The organism is Winslowiella iniecta, assembly GCF_001267535.1.
GTDB lineage: Bacteria > Pseudomonadota > Gammaproteobacteria > Enterobacterales > Enterobacteriaceae > Erwinia > Erwinia iniecta.
Map to the genome: position 1 here is coordinate 37649 of NZ_JRXE01000001.1, position 19709 is coordinate 57357.

Genomic DNA, 19709 nt, shown 5'->3' on the forward strand with positions numbered 1-19709 from the left:
CTACCTGGATTCCCTGGGGACGCCAAACCACTGATGATACCAACGGGGCATTATTTGCTCTCTTAACCCTTTGACCTGCCAATTTTCGTTGATAAATTGCACACTCAACTGCCCGGAAAGCGCGGTATCATGCCACTGATAGCCATTATCCTGATAGCGCTGAATAATTTGCGTCGACGGTAAGCGCCAGGCATTAAAGCGCGCCACTGAGGCGAGTGCTGCCGCCCCTTTAACATTGCGCAGTAACAGCCCCGTAGAGGATGTGCTGCTGCCATGGTGCGGCACCTGAATAATATCGGCCTGCAATGCGGTTTTATAGCGTGCCACCAGTGCTCTTTCACCCGCCGTTTCCAGATCGCCGGTCAGCAGTACCCGATGTCGGCCATCATCAATCAGCAGTACACAGGAATCATTATTCTGGCCGCGCTGATTGCCTTTTTCCGGCCATAACACCTGAAAATTCAGTTGCTGCCACTGCCAGCGTTCACCGGCGTAACAGGGCAAATGGCCAGGCTGTCCCAGCGCGCTACGCACTGTCAGCTGCGGCCAGGCGTGCAACAGGCTGGTGGTACCGCCGGTATGATCCAGATGAATGTGGCTCAAAATAATATGCTGCGGCTCAATTCCATGCCAGCGCAACCAGGGTGCAATAATCCGCTCGCCTGCATCGCCCCCCGGCCAGCGATTGCCGGTATCATAGATAACCGCTTTCCCCTGGCGGGAAATCACCACCGCCAGACCATGCCCGACGTCCAGCATATCGATACGCCAGTCCGGCTGCGGTAATGCCTGTCGCCACCCGATCAGCGTCAGCAGCAGGCTGATAACGGTAATCGGCGAAGCGTGCCACCAGCCAAATCGCCATACCACCAGTGCCAGCCAGCACAGCAGACAACCCAGTGCTTGTGTCTCGCTCAGCGTCAGCCAGCCCGAGGGCAACAATTGTAAACTATTGATAACCAGCGCCAGCGAACGATCTGCCAGCCACCAGCTCAGCGCGCTCAAGCTGCTGAATGATGTCAGAATACTGAACAGAATTAACGGCACGCTGATAAACGACACCACCGGTACAGCAATTAAATTGGCGACCAGCGCACTCAGGCTGAGGCCATGGAAAATAAAGCCCTGAACCGGCATCAGCAGCAGCATCATTCCCAGTTGCAGATGTAGCAGTTGCAGTATTAAACAGCGTTGGTCACGCATAAAGCGGGCGGGCAGCGGAAACCACTGATACCAGAGCAGCAACGCCGCCACCGCCAGTGCCGACAGCCAGAAACTGTCGGAGAGGATGGTTAATGGATCAAAAAACAGAATCAACCCAATGCATAAACTCCATACCTGCCAGCCGCTGCAACGCAATCCGGCCAGCCGCAGGCCGCACCATAACGCCAGCGCCAGCATTGCTCTTACCGCCGGAGGGTTTGCGCCCGACAGCCAGGTATAAAGCAGCGCCACCAGCAGACTGACGGCTAATGGCATACGGTAGCCAATCCAGTGCGCCGGCAGCAAGAATTGCAGGCCACGCGCCAGCAACCAGCCTGACATTGCCGCCAGTCCGATATGCATCCCCGAGATCGCCATCAGATGAGCGGTGCCGGTTTCGCGCAATAGCCGGGTGATGTCGCCAGCCATCTCGCCACGTTCGCCAAACGCCAGCGCAGTGAGCACACTCTGCCATGGCAGTTGCTGATAATGCGGTTGCGCGCGGTCGATAATTTTTTGCCGCCAGCTGCACTCGCGCTGCACTAACCGGGCAGCCAGCACACGGCCATTGAAAAGGGTCTGGCTGGCCAGCGCCTGTCGTTGCCGGTCAAACTCCCCCTGATTGAGCCGGGCATGAACCGGCCTTAAGCGCAGGGTCATCTGCCAGTGCTGACCGGCGCAGGCATTTTCTGTTTGCAGTGAAGAGTGAATAATCGCATACACCGGCGGAAACAGCGGACGCTGCTCAATGGAAAGCAGGCGTACTTTAAGACGTTCTCCGCCGTTAATCAGGCTGTCAATTTTTATCCTGACATCAACAGGCTCAGCGCTGAGTTGCGACAGCTGCTCTGTCGTCTGACGAGCGGCGCTACAGCTCCAGATAAACAGCAGCAGTCCCATTCCGAGCACTCTGCACGTTCGCCAGCGGATGAGCAGCAATACCAGTGCGACGACGCCAGTCAGCGTCAGATAATGATTGGGCGGCAGCACCGGCAGCCAGCAAAGCGGCAGGGTCGCACAAATAATCATCCATGAGAACTGAGTAAGGGATTTCACCATCGTCATTCCTTGTCCGGTTGAGCAAGGAGTGTGACGGAAGTGGTTCAGTGATGCAGCCGTGGTTCCGCGTTAGCGGGAAGCGGCTTCAGAGAATTCATTCAGCGCGACATCGGACGACAAAACGCTGTGAGATGGCACGCAACACGCGGATAGCAGGCAAAAAAAACGACACCCTGAGGTGTCGTTTTATCGTATCCGCTTCGCGGCTGCTTAACCGTAGATATTTGCGCGATCGCGCAGCTCTTTACCTGGCTTGAAGTGGGGAACGTATTTACCTTCCAGATCCACTTTGTCACCCGTTTTCGGGTTACGGCCAGTTCGAGGTGCACGGTAGTGCAAAGAAAAGCTGCCGAATCCCCGGATTTCGATGCGCTCACCTGCAGCCAACGTATTGGCCATATGCTCAAGCATCTCTTTAACCGCATCCTCAACGACTTTCGCCGGAATATGAGTCTGCTGGCCTGCAAGTCTTTCGATCAGTTCTGACTTGGTCATAAATCCTCCGGTTAATCCCTAATGGAAAAGGTTTTGACAGCTTACTACTGAGTCCGGGCGACTCACGCCACCCGGATAGTCAGGTCGATTACTCGCCTTTAGCAGCTTTGAACGCTTCAGCCATAGCGCTGGAGAAATTACCTTCTTCCTGTTTGTTGTTAACAGTAGCGATGGCATCTTTCTCGTCAGCTTCGTCTTTCGCACGGACAGACAGGCTGACAACGCGGTTTTTACGGTCAACACCGGTGAATTTAGCTTCAACATCGTCGCCAACATTCAGAACCAGAGTTGCGTCTTCAACGCGGTCACGTGAAGCTTCAGAAGCACGCAGGTAGCCTTCAACGCCGTCTGCTAATTCAACTGTAGCACCTTTAGCGTCAACTGCAGTCACTTTACCGTTAACAATTGCACCTTTCTTGTTCAGAGAGATGTAGTTGTTGAACGGATCTTCTGCCAGCTGCTTAACGCCCAGGGAGATACGCTCGCGCTCTGCGTCAACCTGCAGAACCACAGCTGCGATTTCGTCGCCTTTCTTGTATTCACGAACTGCTTCTTCTCCGGTAGCGTTCCAGGAGATGTCAGACAGGTGAACCAGGCCGTCGATGCCGCCGTCCAGGCCGATGAAGATACCGAAGTCAGTGATTGACTTGATTTTACCTTCAACACGGTCGCCCTTGTTGTGGGTTTCTGCGAATTGCTGCCATGGGTTAGATTTGCACTGCTTCAGACCCAGGGAGATACGACGACGTTCTTCGTCGATATCCAGAACCATAACTTCCACAACATCACCCACGTTAACAACTTTGGATGGGTGGATGTTTTTGTTGGTCCAGTCCATTTCTGAAACGTGAACCAGACCTTCAACGCCTTCTTCGATCTCAACGAAGCAGCCGTAGTCAGTCAGGTTGGTCACGCGGCCAGTCAGCTTGGTGCCTTCTGGGTAACGCTTAGCGATAGCAACCCATGGATCTTCGCCCAGCTGCTTCAGACCCAGTGAAACACGGGTACGCTCGCGGTCGAATTTCAGTACTTTGACATTGATTTCATCGCCAACATTGACGATTTCGCTTGGATGCTTAACGCGTTTCCATGCCATGTCAGTGATGTGCAGCAGGCCGTCAACGCCGCCCAGATCAACGAATGCACCGTAGTCAGTGAGGTTCTTAACGATACCTTTAACTTCCATGCCTTCCTGCAGGTTTTCCAGCAGCTGATCGCGCTCTGCGCTGTTCTCGGATTCGATAACCGCACGACGTGAAACCACCACGTTGTTACGTTTCTGATCCAGCTTGATTACTTTGAATTCAAGCTCTTTGCCTTCCAGGTGCAGAGTATCACGCACCGGACGCACATCTACCAGAGAACCTGGCAGGAACGCACGAATACCGTTCAGCTCAACAGTGAAGCCGCCCTTGACTTTGCCGTTAATAACACCGGTAACAGTTTCAGCGTTTTCGTAAGCTTTTTCCAGCGTGATCCAAGCTTCATGACGTTTAGCTTTTTCACGGGACAGCAGGGTTTCACCGAAGCCGTCTTCTACTGCGTCCAGAGCAACGTCAACTTCGTCACCAACCTGGATTTCCAGTTCGCCGGCTGCGTTTTTGAACTGCTCTGCAGGAATTGCAGATTCAGATTTCAGGCCCGCATCAACCAGAACGATATCTTTGTCGATAGAGACAACGATACCACGAACGATGGAACCCGGACGGGTTTCGATTTCTTTCAGGGACTCTTCAAAGAGTTGAGCAAAAGATTCAGTCATATTGATAATCTTATGGATTCTTCAATTTAACGTCCACCTGACTTCCTGCCGGGTGGGGTTGTTTCACATGCCCCATGACGTCCATATCACAGGGTTAAGGAATTCATCTGCGCGTGATTTACCGAATTAATTATTCGGCAATGCGAGCTTTTCCCGGGCGTAGTGTAACGCTTTTTCAATCACTTGCTCAATGGTCATACTGGTTGAATCCAGTACCAGAGCATCTTTAGCAGGGACTAAAGGCGCAATTGCCCGATTACGATCGCGATCGTCGCGCTCTTTTATCTCAGATAAAAGGCGTTCAAAGTTAACACTAAAGCCCTTCTCCTGCAACTGTAGCATGCGGCGGTGCGCACGCTCTTCCGAGCTGGCATCGAGAAAGATTTTCACTGGTGCATCAACAAATACCACTGTTCCCATGTCACGGCCGTCGGCAATTAAGCCCGGCGCTTCACGAAATGCACGCTGGCGACGCAGTAATGCCTCACGTACGCGCGGGAAAGCAGCAACTTTCGATGCGGTGTTACTGACATCCTGCGTTCGAATCTCGGCGGAAACATCCTCGCCTTCCAGAATCACTTCCAGTTCACCGTTGGTCGACACAAATCGCACATCCAGGTGGGCAGCAATCGGGACCAGCGCCTCTTCAGACTCGATATCCACTTGATGATGCAGAGCAGCAAGCGCTAAAACGCGGTAAATTGCGCCTGAATCCAACAGATGCCACTGCAGCGCTTCTGCCATTGCTTTACACAGCGTGCCTTTACCCGCACCACTTGGCCCATCAATAGTGATAACCGGGGCTGTTGCCGTCATCTTTCACTCCTGTTGCTGGAAATTTTCCGTGACTGCCTGCTCGTCAGACAAATATCGCCGCGCATTATACGCTGCAATAGTCGTGATCGTTACCCTTAAGCATAGCCCCGGGCAAAATAATCAACAGGCTGATAACAACGTGCTGCGACAACAGTGGCAAAATGAAGAGAAAAAAGCCGTCCGTCGCCAACGATTGCGACGGACGTAACAGTTTAGGCCAGCTGGCTAATGCGGGCCAGTTGCTCAAAGTAGTCCGGGAAGGTTTTCGCGGTGCATTTGGGATCGAGAATGGTGACCGGGGTCGAAGAGAGCGCCACCAGCGAGAAACACATCGCCATACGGTGATCGTTATAGGTGCCGATTTCGGCATACTGGATAGTGTCCGGTGGCGTGATGCGAATATAGTCATGCCCTTCTTCCACTTCCGCGCCCACTTTACGCAGTTCAGTCGCCATTGCCGCCAGACGGTCGGTCTCTTTCACTCGCCAGTTGTAGATATTACGCATCACCGTGGTGCCTTTGGCAAACAGCGCGGCGGTGGCGATAGTCATGGCGGCGTCCGGGATATGGTTCATATCGAGATCGATGGCATTCAGCTCGCCACGGCTACAGGAGATATAATCATCGCCCCATTCCACGGTTGCGCCCATTTTTTCCAGCACATCAGCAAAACGAATATCACCCTGTACACTATTACGACCAATACCGGTAACGCGCACGGTGCCGCCTTTTACCGCTGCCGCCGCGAGGAAATACGAGGCGGAAGAGGCATCGCCTTCAACCAGATACTCGCCTGGTGCCTGGTACTGCTGTTTGCCGCGGATATGGAACGTTTTGTAATGATCGTTTTCCACTTCCACGCCAAAGGTCTTCATCAGGTTCAGCGTAATATCGATATACGGCTTAGAAACCAGCTCGCCTTTGATCACAATCTGCGTATCTTGCGGTGCCAGCGGCGCGGTCATCAGCAATGCCGTCAGAAACTGGCTGGAGACGCTACCATCAACCGCCACTTCACCGCCGACAAAACCGCCTTTGATATGCACTGGTGGATAATCCTGCTGCTCCAGATAGTCAACCTGCGCCCCTCCCTGACGTAACGCATCAATCAGATGACCAATTGGGCGCTCTTTCATCCGCGGCTCGCCGGTCAGCACAATGTCATTGCTGCCGAGGCACAGTGCCGCCGCTAACGGACGCATCGCCGTGCCTGCATTACCGAGGAACAGTTCAAGGGCGTTATCCGCATGCAGCGGTCCGGCACAACCGACAACGTCACAAACGGTACGATCGGCAGACAGCGTATAATTCACACCCAGCGCGGTTAATGCATTAAGCATATGTTTGACGTCATCGCTGTCCAGCAGATTGGTCAAACGCGTGGTGCCCTTTGCCAGCGCCGCCAGCAGCAGAGCGCGGTTAGAAACGCTTTTTGAGCCCGGTAAATTAACGGTGCCGTCGACGCGTGCGATGGGTTGTAACGTCAGGGATTCCAGCATGCGAAACTTATTCTCCAAAAAACAATTGCAATGAAACCTCGCGACAAGCGAGGTTTCAGTATTTAAGTCATCAATAGTGACCCGAACTGACGCGGGTCATTAACCGTGACGGCGTTCGAAGTCCACCATAAAGTCGGTCAGAGTTTTCACCCCTTCCAGCGGCATCGCATTGTAGATGGAAGCACGCATGCCGCCAACCACGCGATGACCTTTCAGCGCGTGCAGACCGGCGGCGAACGACTCTTCCAGGAACAGTTTATCCAGTGAAGCATCCGCCAGCTGGAAAGGCACGTTCATCCGTGAACGGTTTGCCGGCGCCACGCCATTGCGGTAAAAATCACTGTTATCGATTACGCCATACAGCAGGTCAGCTTTCGCCTGATTACGTTTATCGATTTCGCTGACGCCACCCTGCTCTTTCAGCCATTTAAACACCAGACCAGAGAGATACCAGGCAAAAGTTGGCGGTGTGTTAAACATCGACTCGTTGTCGGCCAGCACTTTGTAATCAAGAATCGACGGCAGTTCTTTGCGCGCCTGACCCAGCAAATCTTCACGCACGATAACCAGCGTTAACCCTGCCGGCCCGATATTCTTCTGCGCACCGGCATAAATCACGCCATAGCAGCTGACATCGATGGGAGAAGAGAGAATCGTCGAGGAGAAATCGGCCACCACCACTTTGTCGCCGAAGTCCGGCTGCTCATTGATGGCGATCCCGTCAATGGTCTCATTCGGGCAATAGTGCACATAAGCCGCATCATCGCTCAGCGCCCAGTTGTTCATTGGGGTGATAGCCGCTAAACCGTCCAGCGTGGTTTTGGCATCAATCACATTAGGTGTGCAATATTTCACCGCTTCTTTGATCGCGCTCTGTGCCCAGTAGCCACCGTCGACATAATCGGCGGTTTTCGCCGGCCCCAGCAGATTTAACGGCACGGCAGCAAATTGTGCACGTGCGCCACCGTGGCAGAATAAAACTTTATAGTTGGAGGGGATTTTCATCAGATCGCGCAGATCCTGTTCTGCTTCTTCTGCGACCTGAATAAACTCTTTACTGCGATGGCTAATCTCCATCACGGAGGTGCCTAAACCTTGCCAGTTACACAATTCTTGTTCTGCACGACGAAGCACTTCTACCGGCAGCATTGCCGGACCGGAGCTAAAATTAAAAACCTGAGTCATTTCCCCTCACCACTGTCAGATCTATCGGTTATGAATCTGCTATCGGTTTTATCACTGCGCCCCTGATGCTGCAATCATTTATCCGGGCTGGATCACGTTTTTGCCGGGCGCGCCGCAACAGCTTGTAGGGTTATTGCAAATAACCACGCTATTTTATTCGAAACGGAGGATGGGAACGCCGCCCAGGTAGCCGTGCTTACTGAAATTCCCCTGTTCAGCGCTAATTGTCCGCGCATTGACCTCCCGCAGGAAATTATTGCGCCCTGATGGCGATTAGAGCGCAAAACCCGTATCATTGCGCGCTTTACGCACAATCAAAAATAGTGGGCAACATGACTCAAACTTATATCCCTGGCAAAGACGCCGCGCTGGAAGACTCCATCGCACGTTTTCAGCAAAAATTGCAGGATCTGGGCTTCAATATTGAAGAAGCTTCCTGGCTGAATCCTGTCCCTAACGTCTGGTCAGTACACATTCGCGATCGCGATTGCCCACTCTGTTTTACCAACGGTAAAGGCGCGAGTAAAAAGGCAGCGCTGGCTTCTGCGCTGGGAGAATATTTCGAACGTCTCTCTACCAACTATTTCTTCGCCGATTTCTGGTTAGGTGACTCCATCGCCAACGGGGATTTTGTCCACTACCCTAACGAGAAATGGTTCCCGCTGACCGAAGATGAGAGCTTACCGGAAGGCATTCTCGATGCACGCCTGCGTAAATTCTACGATCCGGAAAACGAACTGAGCGCCAGCGATCTGATCGATCTGCAATCCGGCAATGCCGATCGCGGTATCTGCGCCCTGCCATTCAGCCGTCAGTCAGATAACCAGACCGTGTATATTCCGATGAACATCATCGGTAACCTGTATGTGTCGAACGGCATGTCTGCCGGTAATACGGCCAATGAAGCACGCGTCCAGGGCCTGTCAGAAGTCTTTGAGCGCTACATTAAAAACCGTATTATTGCCGAATCCATCAGCCTGCCAGAAATTCCGGCCGAGGTGCTGAACCGTTATCCTGGCGTGGTTGAAGCCATCGCTCGCCTGGAAGCGGAAGGTTTCCCGATTCTCTCTTACGATGCCTCACTGGGCGGTAAATATCCGGTGATCTGCGTGGTGCTGTTTAACCCGGAAAATGGCACCTGTTTTGCCTCGTTCGGCGCGCACCCTGATTTTGGCGTCGCACTGGAGCGTACCGTTACCGAGCTGTTGCAGGGCCGTGGCCTGAAAGATCTCGACGTGTTTACCCCACCCACCTTCGATGACGAAGAAGTGGCCGAACACGCCAACCTCGAAACCCACTTTATCGATTCCAGCGGCCTGATCTCCTGGGATATGTTTAAAGATGATGCCGATTATCCGTTCGCTGACTGGAGCTTCAGTGGTTCCACTGAAGAAGAGTTCGCCACCCTGATGGCGATCTTTAAAGCAGAAGATCAAGACGTGTATATCGCCGACTATCAGCATCTCGACGTCTACGCCTGCCGTATTATTGTACCGGGCATGTCGGATATCTATCCGGCGGAAGACCTGCTGCTGGCGAATAACAATATGGGAAGCAGTCTGCGTGAAACCCTGCTGTCACTGCCATCAAGCCAGTGGGAGAAAGAGGATTATCTTGCCCTGATCGCCCAGCTGGACGAAGAAGGTCATGATGACTTTACCCGCGTGCGTGAGCTGCTGGGCATGGCTACCGGTAAAGATAACGGCTGGTATACCCTGCGCATTGGCGAACTGAAAGCAATGCTGGCACTGGCGGGTGGCGATCTTGATCAGGCGCTCATCTGGACTGAGTGGACCATGGAGTTCAACAGCTCAATCTTTACCCCGGAACGCGCCAACTACTATCGCTGCCTGCAAACCTTGCTGTTGTTATCACAGGAAGATCAGCGCGATCCGCTGCAATATCACAACGCTTTCGTCCGTATGTACGGCAGCGCTGCGGTTGAAGCGGCATCAGCAGCACTGAGCGGTGAGGCACCGTTCTACGGCCTGCAAGCGGTCGACAGCGATTTAGTCGCTTTCCCGGCGCATCAGTCTTTACTGGCGGCGTACGAGAAATTACAGCGCGCTAAACGTCAGTACTGGAAATAATATTAATGGGTTATTTCAGCGATTTGACCATCGTGTGAAATAGCCCGTTTTTTATTTCTGCCGCATTCCGTCCTCTTAATCACTATCAAAAATAAACTGAATAACACCTCTTTTAGGCGTAAATTAATGCGCTGGCATCAATTTATATATAACTTCCCGGTTAATTTCCGCCTCAGCGCTTTAGCAAAACGTGTGCTATTCAACTTTTATCGCACATTTTCAAATAAATTTATTTAATAAAAATCAATAAGATAATCCATTTAACACCACTTTTTGCAGGGTTTTTAAGACGATAATCTTATCTGATATGATCCATGTCAATTTCTGCCCTATACTCCTTTGTTAGTATCTCGTTGCTGACAAATTTCAGGAGAACGTTAGTGAAAGCTGACAATCCGTTCGACCTATTATTACCTGCCGCCATGGCCAAAGTCGCGGAAGAAGCGGGAGTCTATAAAGCAACTAAACAACCGCTTACCACTTTTTTCCTGGCTATCACTGCTGGCGTATTTATTTCAATTGCCTTTGTCTTTTATATCACCGTGACCACCGGCACCGGCGCGGTACCTTATGGTCTGGCAAAACTGGTCGGCGGCATCTGTTTCTCTCTGGGATTAATGCTGGTAGTGATCTGCGGCGCGGACTTATTTACGTCTACCGTACTGATTGTGGTGGCAAAAGCCAGCGGTCGCATTACCTGGCTGCAACTGGCCCGCAACTGGATTAACGTCTATATCGGCAACCTGTTTGGCGCGCTGTTCTTTGTCGGCCTTATCTGGTTTTCCGGTGAACATATGGTGGCTAATGGCGCATGGGGCCTTAACGTGTTGCAAACTGCTGACCATAAAATGCATCACACCTTTGTCGAGGCCGTCTGCCTTGGCATTCTGGCGAACCTGATGGTTTGCATGGCGGTATGGATGAGTTACTCCGGCCGCACCCTGACAGACAAAATGTTAGCGATGGTTCTGCCGGTCGCGATGTTTGTCGCCAGCGGTTTCGAACACAGCATCGCCAACATGTTTATGATTCCGATGGCTATTGTTATCCGCGATTTCGCATCACCCGAGTTCTGGCAAGCCGCAGGCGCCAGCGCCGAACAGTTCTCCAGCCTGACCGTCAGCAACTTTATTGTCGACAACCTGATTCCGGTCACCCTCGGCAACATTATTGGCGGCGGTATTCTGGTCGGACTCACCTATTGGGTCATCTATCTGCGCGGCGGCGATAAGCACCAACACTAACCGCCGGGCTTAAGCATACTGGATCTGGCCGCCGTATTAATCGACTGGATCGACGAAAGAACTTCATAAAATAAGGTAGGTATCACATGACCGAGCTTAATCAAAAATTATCCACCGCCTGGGAAACGTTCACCGCTGGCGAATGGCAGAATGCCGTCGACGTGCGCGACTTTATTCAGAAAAACTACACGCCTTATGAAGGCGACGAGTCTTTCCTGTCCGGTGCAACCGAAGCGACTACCGCACTGTGGGACAGCGTGCTGGAAGGCATCAAAATTGAAAACCGCACCCATGCGCCGGTTGATTTTGATACCGACCTGGCATCCACCATCACTTCCCACGATGCCGGATTCATTAATAAGAAACTGGAAAAAATCGTCGGTCTGCAAACTGAAGCCCCGCTGAAACGCGCCCTGATTCCGTTTGGTGGCATCAAGATGGTGGAAGGCTCCTGTAAAGTGTATGGCCGTGAGCTGGATCCATCACTGAAAAAAGTTTTCACCGAATATCGTAAAACCCATAACCAGGGCGTATTTGACGTCTATACCCCGGATATCCTGCGCTGCCGTAAATCTGGCGTACTGACCGGCCTGCCAGATGCTTATGGCCGCGGACGCATTATCGGTGACTACCGTCGCGTTGCCCTGTACGGCATCGATTTCCTGATGAAAGACAAGTTCGCTCAGTTCACCTCACTGCAAAGCGATATGGAAAATGGCGTCAATCTGGAAGCCACTATCCGTCTGCGCGAAGAGATTGCTGACCAGCACCATGCACTGGCGCAGATTAAAGAGATGGCGGCAAAATATGGCTGCGATATCTCCGGCCCGGCCACTAATGCGCAGGAAGCGGTACAGTGGACCTACTTTGGCTACCTGGCGGCGGTTAAATCGCAAAATGGTGCGGCAATGTCATTTGGTCGTGTCTCGACCTTCCTCGATATCTATCTTGAACGCGACCTGAAAGCCGGCAAGATCACTGAACAAGAAGCGCAGGAACTCATCGATCACCTGGTGATGAAACTGCGTATGGTGCGCTTCCTGCGTACGCCAGAGTATGATGAGCTGTTCTCTGGTGACCCAATCTGGGCAACCGAGTCACTGGCAGGTATGGGTGTTGATGGACGCACGCTGGTCAGTAAAACCAGTTTCCGCTTCCTCAATACGCTGTACACCATGGGGCCATCACCTGAGCCAAATATGACCATTCTGTGGTCGGAAAAATTGCCACTGAACTTCAAAAAATACGCGGCGAAAGTGTCCATCGATACCTCATCAGTCCAGTATGAAAACGATGATCTGATGCGCCCGGATTTTGATAATGATGACTATGCGATTGCCTGCTGCGTCAGCCCAATGATTGTCGGCAAACAGATGCAGTTCTTTGGTGCCCGCGCTAACCTGGCGAAAACCATGCTGTATGCCATCAACGGCGGCATTGATGAAAAAATGAAAATGCAGGTCGGCCCGAAAGAAGCGCCAATTATGGATGACGTGCTGGACTTCGATATTGTGATGGATCGGATGGATCACTTTATGGACTGGCTGGCGAAACAGTATGTGACTGCGCTGAACGTCATCCATTATATGCATGATAAGTACAGCTACGAAGCATCATTAATGGCCCTGCATGACCGCGATGTTTATCGCACCATGGCCTGCGGTATCGCCGGTCTGTCGGTGGCGGCGGACTCACTGTCAGCAATTAAATACGCCAAAGTTAAACCGGTACGTGATGAAGATGGCCTGGCCGTTGATTTTGAAATCGAAGGTGAATATCCGCAGTTCGGTAACAACGACTCACGCGTTGATGAACTGGCCTGCGACCTGGTTGAACGTTTTATGAAGAAAATTCAGAAGCTGCAAACCTATCGCAATGCGGTGCCAACCCAGTCAGTACTGACCATCACCTCGAATGTGGTGTACGGTAAGAAAACTGGTAACACGCCGGATGGTCGTCGCGCCGGTGCACCATTCGGCCCCGGTGCTAACCCAATGCATGGCCGTGACCAGAAAGGTGCCGTTGCCTCACTGACTTCCGTGGCGAAACTGCCGTTTGCCTACGCGAAAGACGGTATCTCTTACACCTTCTCTATCGTGCCAAACGCGTTAGGTAAAGATGACGATGTGCGCAAAACCAACCTTGCAGGTTTGATGGACGGCTATTTCCATCATGAATCCAGCATCGAAGGCGGTCAGCACCTTAACGTCAACGTGATGAACCGTGAGATGCTGCTGGATGCGATGGACAATCCGGAAAAATATCCGCAGCTGACCATTCGCGTTTCGGGTTATGCGGTGCGTTTCAACTCGCTGACCAAAGAGCAGCAGAAAGACGTGATCACCCGTACCTTTACTCAATCGCTGTAACGCTTCCTAGCCTCAGGGCTAATCAAAGGCTCCACCCGTGGAGCCTTTTTACTAAAAGCCTCTTTTGCCCGCCATCTGATCTTCGGGTCGCTGGCAAAACAGACTCACCTAACGCAGCACGTAAAGACTGCGTAACCTGTCACTGGCAGGTTCACCCTGGAGAACTCATCGCAATGTCAACTATCGGTCGTATTCACTCGTTCGAATCCTGCGGAACTGTAGACGGTCCCGGCATCCGCTTTATCACCTTCTTTCAGGGTTGCCTGATGCGCTGTCTCTACTGTCATAACCGTGACACCTGGGACACCCATGGCGGTAAAGAGATCACCGTGGAAGAGCTGATGAAGGATGTGGTCTCCTATCGTCACTTTATGAATGCCTCCGGCGGTGGCGTGACGGCTTCGGGTGGCGAAGCGATTTTACAGGCGGAGTTTGTGCGCGACTGGTTCCGCGCCTGCCATGCAGAAGGTATTCATACCTGTCTGGATACCAACGGCTTTGTGCGCCGCTATGATCCGGTGATTGATGAACTGCTGGATGTGACTGACCTGGTAATGCTGGATCTGAAGCAGATGAATGATGATATTCATCAGAACCTGGTCGGCGTCTCTAACCACCGCACGCTGGACTTTGCCCGTTATATAGCCAAGCGCGGCATCCGCACCTGGATTCGTTATGTGGTGGTGCCGGGCTATTCGGATGATGATGATTCAGCGCATAAGCTGGGAGAATTTACCCGCGATATGGGTAACGTCGAAAAAATCGAACTGCTGCCCTACCATGAGCTGGGGAAACATAAATGGATTGCGATGGGCGAAGAGTACAAACTGGACGGCGTTAAGCCGCCGAAAGCCGACACCATGGACCGCGTAAAGCATATTCTTGAGGGCTATGGTCACAAGGTGATGTACTGATAACGTCGGCGCGAAGAGGATGAACGATACAAATCATTGATACGGGCGGCGAAAACGCCGCCCGCTACGCAGTCAGGCATGGGCAATTGGCGTAGCGTGCTGATCCGCTTTACGCAGCAGCATCACCAGGTACACCAGCGCTACCGTCGCAATCATTACAAACAGCAGATTGTCGGAATAATGCTGCATCAGCATTGAGGTCATGGTTGGCCCTGCCAGGCTGCCAATAGTGTAACTCAACAATAGCGCCTGATTCATCGCCACTAATTCATGACGTGAGACTTTCTCGCAGGCCCACGACATCGCCACCGGATAGAGCGTAAAGCCGGCGCAGCCGAGAACAAACAGCGCTGGCCCCATGGCCGCATCACTGAGCATCGCAATCGCTCCGACGATCATCACAAACACCTGCACACGCAGCACCAGCAAGCGGCCAAAGCGGTCTGCCAGACGCCCTACCGGCCACTGTCCAATAATACCGGCACTGACCAGCAACGCCATCCAGTAGCCCACTGATGCATCGCTCATTCCCTGATGCGATAACCACAGCGGCATCAGGCCGTACAGTGAACCCAGCACCACGCCGGAGATAATACAGCCGTTGATACCCAGACGTGCGCTACGACGGCGTAGCATCGACCACATGCGACCTGGCGCCTCTTCTTCCTCACCACCGCTATTCACTTTGGTAAACACCAGCGGCAGAATCGCGGCAATCATCACGCCGGTGACCCACGGCAGCACGCTCATCAGCTCTGTCGAGACTTTACTCACCAGCAGCTGGCCGACGACCGTGCCCAGGTAGTAAACCATCATATACGCTGCCAGCAGCTGCCCACGGTTGCGTACCGTGCCGCTACACATCAGTGCACTCTCAACCACCACCCAGATCAGCGCGCAACCCATACCGGCAGCAAAACGGCCGAGGCTCCACGCCATAAACCCACTGCTCATTCCTAACCAGACGGTCGCCAGTGCAAATACCGCGGTCGCCAGATAGTAACTGTAGTTAAAACCGAGACGTTTAATCAGCCAGCCCGCCACCAGCGTTCCCACCAGGTTACCGGTGAAAAAGGATGAGCTTACCAGCCCGACCTGCCAGGTAGGCAACCGATCGTGCGTCAACCAAAGTGGAACTAAGGTGTTGAGCACGGCAATAGAGACCGTCAACAGTAATAAGCCGCAGAGCAGCAAGATGACAGGGCGAGACCAGGTGGACATAGATGAAACGGCCAAAATAGCAGGAAGATTTTGCGCGCATATTGCCATTACTAATGCTAATGTCAACGCGCAAAAATCGACCACCGCACGATTTGCCTGAGACCGATTTAATTTTTTTATCTACAACGGCTTAAGGGCAATTGTGGCAGCCAGCATAAAGTGAATTATCCCTATGATTTATCTAATTTTCGCTAAAAAATCGCCAGCTGAGATCTATGATTTTTATTGCTGATAAAATTTATTCATAGTTATAAAAAAAGCCCGACAACTTATCGTTGCCAGGCTATTTTTTGATGGAACGCTTATCGGGATTAGCCGATAAACTCCAGACCTTTCATATAAGGACGCAGCACTTCCGGCACCTGAATACGACCATCAGCTTGCTGATAGTTCTCCAGTACCGCAACCAGTGCGCGACCGACAGCCAGACCGGAACCGTTCAGGGTATGCACCAGACGCGGTTTCTTCTCGGTTTTGCTGCGGCAACGTGCCTGCATGCGACGCGCCTGGAAATCACCCATGTTGGAACATGAAGAGATTTCACGATAGGTATCCTGCGCTGGCAGCCAGACTTCAAGATCGTAGGTTTTAGTCGCACCAAAGCCCATATCGCCGGTACACAGCAGCACTTTACGGTAGGGCAGATTCAGCAGCTGCAACACTTTCTCGGCGTGACCGGTCAGTTCTTCCAGCGCCTGCATGGAGTCTTCCGGGCGAACGATCTGCACCATCTCAACTTTATCAAACTGGTGCATACGGATCAGACCACGGGTGTCACGACCGTAAGAACCGGCTTCAGAGCGGAAGCATGGCGTGTGCGCCGTCATTCTCAGCGGCAGAGACTCTTCTTCCACAATCTCGTCACGCACCAGGTTGGTCAGCGGCACTTCTGAGGTTGGAATCAGCGCGTAGTTGCTGCTCTCTGACTCTTCTTCCAGCGGACGGGTATGGAACAGGTCTTCACCAAACTTCGGCAGCTGACCGGTACCGTACAGCGAGGCGTGGTTAACCAGATAAGGCACATAAGTTTCCAGATAACCGTGCTGCTCAGTATGCAGATCGATCATAAACTGGCTCAGCGCACGATGCAGACGCGCAATCTGACCTTTCATCACCACAAAGCGGGAACCGGTCAGTTTGACCGCAGAAGCAAAATCCAGCCCCTGTGCCATTTCGCCCAGCTCAACGTGGTCACGCACGGTGAAATCGATTTTACGTGGCTCGCCCCAGCGGCTGATTTCCTGATTCTCGCTGTCATCTTTACCCAGCGGAACTTCATCAGACGGCAGGTTTGGCATGGTCAGCGCGAAGTCGCGAATTTCATTCTGCAGTGCATCCAGCTCAGACTTGGCGGCGTCGAGACGTTCGCCCAGTGTATTCACTTCCTGACGCAACGACTCGATATCTTCCCCACGCGCTTTGGCCTGACCGATGGATTTGGATCGGGAGTTACGCTCTGCCTGCAGATTTTCAGTTTCGACCTGCAACACTTTACGACGCTCTTCTAAGGAGCGCAGCGTGTCAACATCCAGTTTAAATCCTCGGCGTGCCAGTTTTTCAGCGACTGCGTCTGGCTCGTTACGCAGTAGATTGGGATCGAGCATGCTAATCCTGTGATTATTGTGGTTAAGTAAGACCCAGGGTTGTTGCAGTTTCAGCCGCCTTCACCGATCCAAACCACTGACCGCAGTCAGCTTATCGTGATTGGTTGAATCGCCGCCTGGCAGCAACGCCAATAACTTTGGGTAATATATTCGAGGGACACATCCGCACATCCGGCAAATGCGTTGAATTCATTGCTAACCTTACCGCAACGTCTGAATTAGCGGTAGCGTTTTGTCGGGCTATTTTGATCCTGACCGGTCAGCCAGGCGAGCTTTTCGCCAATTTTGCCCTCAAGACCTCGGGAAGTCGGCTGATAATAGCGCGTTTGTGCCATCTGTTGCGGGAAGTAGTTTTCACCTGCGGCATAGGCATTGGGTTCATCGTGTGCGTAACGATATTCGGCACCCAGCCCCATCTCTTTCATCAGTTTGGTCGGCGCGTTACGCAGATGTTCCGGCACATCGTAATCGGGATTTTCGCGCGCATCGCGCATCGCGGCTTTAAATGCGGTATACACCGCATTGCTCTTCGGCGCGCAGGCAAGGTAGACAATCGCCTGCGCAATCGCACGTTCACCCTCTGCCGGACCCACGCGGGTAAAGCAATCCCAGGCAGAAATCGCCACCTGCATGCCGCGCGGATCGGCATTGCCGACATCTTCCGACGCAATCGCCAGCAGACGCCGGGCAACATACAGCGGATCGCCGCCAGCGGTGATAATGCGAGCATACCAGTAGAGCGCCGCATCCGGTGCCGAGCCGCGCACCGACTTATGCAGCGCCGAGATTAAATCGTAAAAGCGGTCGCCTTTATTATCGAAGCGGGCGCTGCGTTCACCGGAAACCTCATTCAGCAGTTGCGACGTCAGTTCACGCTTGCCCTGCGCATTGGTTTCGGCCATATCGGCCATCATTTCCAGCGTATTCAGCGCACGTCGCGCATCGCCATTGACCAGCTCGGCAATCATCGCGCGGGTGTTATCGGGCAACACGATGTTCTGACTACCATAACCCCGGTCACTGTCGCTCATCGCCTGTTCCAGCACCTGTTCAATATCGGCAGTGGTCAGTGATTTCAGCAGATAGACGCGCGCACGCGACAGCAGCGCCGAGTTCAGTTCAAACGAAGGGTTTTCGGTGGTGGCACCAATAAAGGTAATGGTGCCATCCTCGATATGCGGCAGAAAGGCATCCTGCTGGCTTTTATTGAAGCGGTGCACCTCGTCGACAAACAGAATGGTACGCCGACCGGCGTTGCGGTTTTGCCGCGCCCGCTCAATCGCCTCTCGGATCTCTTTCACCCCGGAGGTCACGGCAGAAATGCGTTCAACATCCGCATTACCGTAATGACCAATGATTTCCGCCAGCGTGGTTTTACCGGTCCCTGGCGGTCCCCACAAAATCATCGAGTGCAGATGACCAGCCTCAATCGCACGCGGCAACGGTTTTCCCGCTGCCAGCAAATGCTGTTGGCCGATATACTGCGCCAGCGTGTTGGGCCGCATACGCGCGGCTAACGGCTGAAACTCGTTATGGGAAAAATCCAGAGACAGATTACTCACTTAAACCTCACTGACGCTGATCGTCCACCGTCACGCCTTTTGGCGGAGTAAACCTAAACTTATCCGCACTTACTGACCCGTTCTGCTGGGTTTTCAGCGTATAAGCACTGCGCTGATCGTCCTGTTCAATGGCACTGAACTGATTAATGGTGCCATTAGAGGAAACATTGATGGTGAACTGCTTCAGATTACCGGCAGCACTTTTCGGCGTCAGTTCAAAATTGTCGCCCTGCTTTTTGATATTGTACTGCTTCCAGTCGCTGGACTGGTTACGCGCAATCAGCATAAATGGTGTGTTGCTGGTGGCATCTTTCAGCCAGCTGGCGCTGACCTGCTCGACAAACGGATTGTAGAACCACAGGGTTTTACCGTCAGAGATCAGCACGCTTTCATCCGGTGCAGTCATATGCCAGTTAAACAGATTCGGGCGCTGTACCCACAGTTCACCTTCACCATCCTGTACGGAAGAACCGCTGGCATCGGTGACTTTTTGCGTAAAGCTGGCGTGGAAGCTTTTCACTCTATCCAGACGCTGCTGCAAATCACCGGCAGCATCAGCCAGTGCATTTGCCGAAGTCAGCGCGGTCAACAGGCAGCAAGAGAGTAATAATTTTTTCATATATAAATCCCGTCATTACGAGCCGTAGAAATCATTGGCACGGGTAGCGATAACCGCTCCCGTGCCA

14 protein-coding genes are annotated in these 19709 nt (G+C 52.7%); 4 read left to right on the forward strand and 10 right to left on the reverse strand.

Features of this window, described 5'->3' with window-relative positions:
- From NG42_RS00155 to serC, 6 genes are all read right to left on the reverse strand, one after another.
- Positions 1-2262, reverse strand: a complete 2262-nt coding sequence (locus tag NG42_RS00155; RefSeq protein WP_052896531.1) for a ComEC family protein — start codon at positions 2260-2262, stop codon at positions 1-3.
- Between the two features lie 210 nt (positions 2263-2472).
- Complete coding sequence (gene ihfB, locus NG42_RS00160) at positions 2473-2757, reverse strand: integration host factor subunit beta (protein WP_052896532.1); 285 nt, start codon at positions 2755-2757, stop codon at positions 2473-2475.
- Positions 2758-2845: 88 nt separating this feature from the next.
- Complete coding sequence (rpsA, locus tag NG42_RS00165) at positions 2846-4519, reverse strand: 30S ribosomal protein S1 (RefSeq protein ID WP_052896533.1); 1674 nt, start codon at positions 4517-4519, stop codon at positions 2846-2848.
- A gap of 126 nt (positions 4520-4645) precedes the next feature.
- Complete coding sequence (cmk, locus tag NG42_RS00170; protein WP_052896534.1) at positions 4646-5335, reverse strand: (d)CMP kinase; 690 nt, start codon at positions 5333-5335, stop codon at positions 4646-4648.
- 212 nt (positions 5336-5547) lie between these two features.
- Positions 5548-6831, reverse strand: a complete 1284-nt coding sequence (gene aroA / locus NG42_RS00175; RefSeq protein WP_052896917.1) for a 3-phosphoshikimate 1-carboxyvinyltransferase — start codon at positions 6829-6831, stop codon at positions 5548-5550.
- 102 nt (positions 6832-6933) lie between these two features.
- The gene (gene serC / locus NG42_RS00180; RefSeq protein ID WP_052896535.1) at positions 6934-8019 is read right to left on the reverse strand and encodes a 3-phosphoserine/phosphohydroxythreonine transaminase; all 1086 of its coding nucleotides are present in this window, start codon (positions 8017-8019) and stop codon (positions 6934-6936) included.
- Between the two features lie 332 nt (positions 8020-8351).
- On the opposite strand from serC, the gene ycaO reads away from it, so the two are divergent.
- The 4 genes from ycaO (at position 8352) to pflA (ending at position 14636) form a co-directional block, all read left to right on the forward strand.
- Positions 8352-10109, forward strand: coding sequence for a 30S ribosomal protein S12 methylthiotransferase accessory factor YcaO (ycaO, locus tag NG42_RS00185; protein ID WP_052896920.1), 1758 nt, complete (start codon positions 8352-8354; stop codon positions 10107-10109).
- A gap of 380 nt (positions 10110-10489) precedes the next feature.
- Positions 10490-11353, forward strand: coding sequence for a formate transporter FocA (focA, locus tag NG42_RS00190; protein WP_052896536.1), 864 nt, complete (start codon positions 10490-10492; stop codon positions 11351-11353).
- Between the two features lie 86 nt (positions 11354-11439).
- Positions 11440-13722, forward strand: coding sequence for a formate C-acetyltransferase (gene pflB, locus NG42_RS00195; protein WP_052896537.1), 2283 nt, complete (start codon positions 11440-11442; stop codon positions 13720-13722).
- A 173-nt stretch (positions 13723-13895) separates the two neighbouring features.
- Complete coding sequence (pflA, locus tag NG42_RS00200) at positions 13896-14636, forward strand: pyruvate formate lyase 1-activating protein (RefSeq protein ID WP_052896538.1); 741 nt, start codon at positions 13896-13898, stop codon at positions 14634-14636.
- 72 nt (positions 14637-14708) lie between these two features.
- On the opposite strand, the gene NG42_RS00205 is transcribed toward pflA, so the two are convergent.
- The 4 genes from NG42_RS00205 to lolA all read right to left on the reverse strand — a co-directional run bounded on the left by NG42_RS00205 (position 14709) and on the right by lolA (position 19642).
- A complete protein-coding gene (locus NG42_RS00205; protein ID WP_052896539.1) occupies positions 14709-15857 on the reverse strand; it encodes an MFS transporter in 1149 nt (382 codons plus the stop codon).
- A gap of 311 nt (positions 15858-16168) precedes the next feature.
- Complete coding sequence (gene serS / locus NG42_RS00210; protein WP_052896540.1) at positions 16169-17461, reverse strand: serine--tRNA ligase; 1293 nt, start codon at positions 17459-17461, stop codon at positions 16169-16171.
- Positions 17462-17679: 218 nt separating this feature from the next.
- Entirely contained in the window at positions 17680-19023 is a 1344-nt protein-coding gene (locus NG42_RS00215; protein ID WP_052896541.1) for a replication-associated recombination protein A, read from the reverse strand.
- Positions 19024-19030: 7 nt separating this feature from the next.
- Positions 19031-19642, reverse strand: a complete 612-nt coding sequence (lolA, locus tag NG42_RS00220; protein WP_052896542.1) for an outer membrane lipoprotein periplasmic chaperone LolA — start codon at positions 19640-19642, stop codon at positions 19031-19033.
- Positions 19643-19709 lie beyond the last annotated feature (67 nt).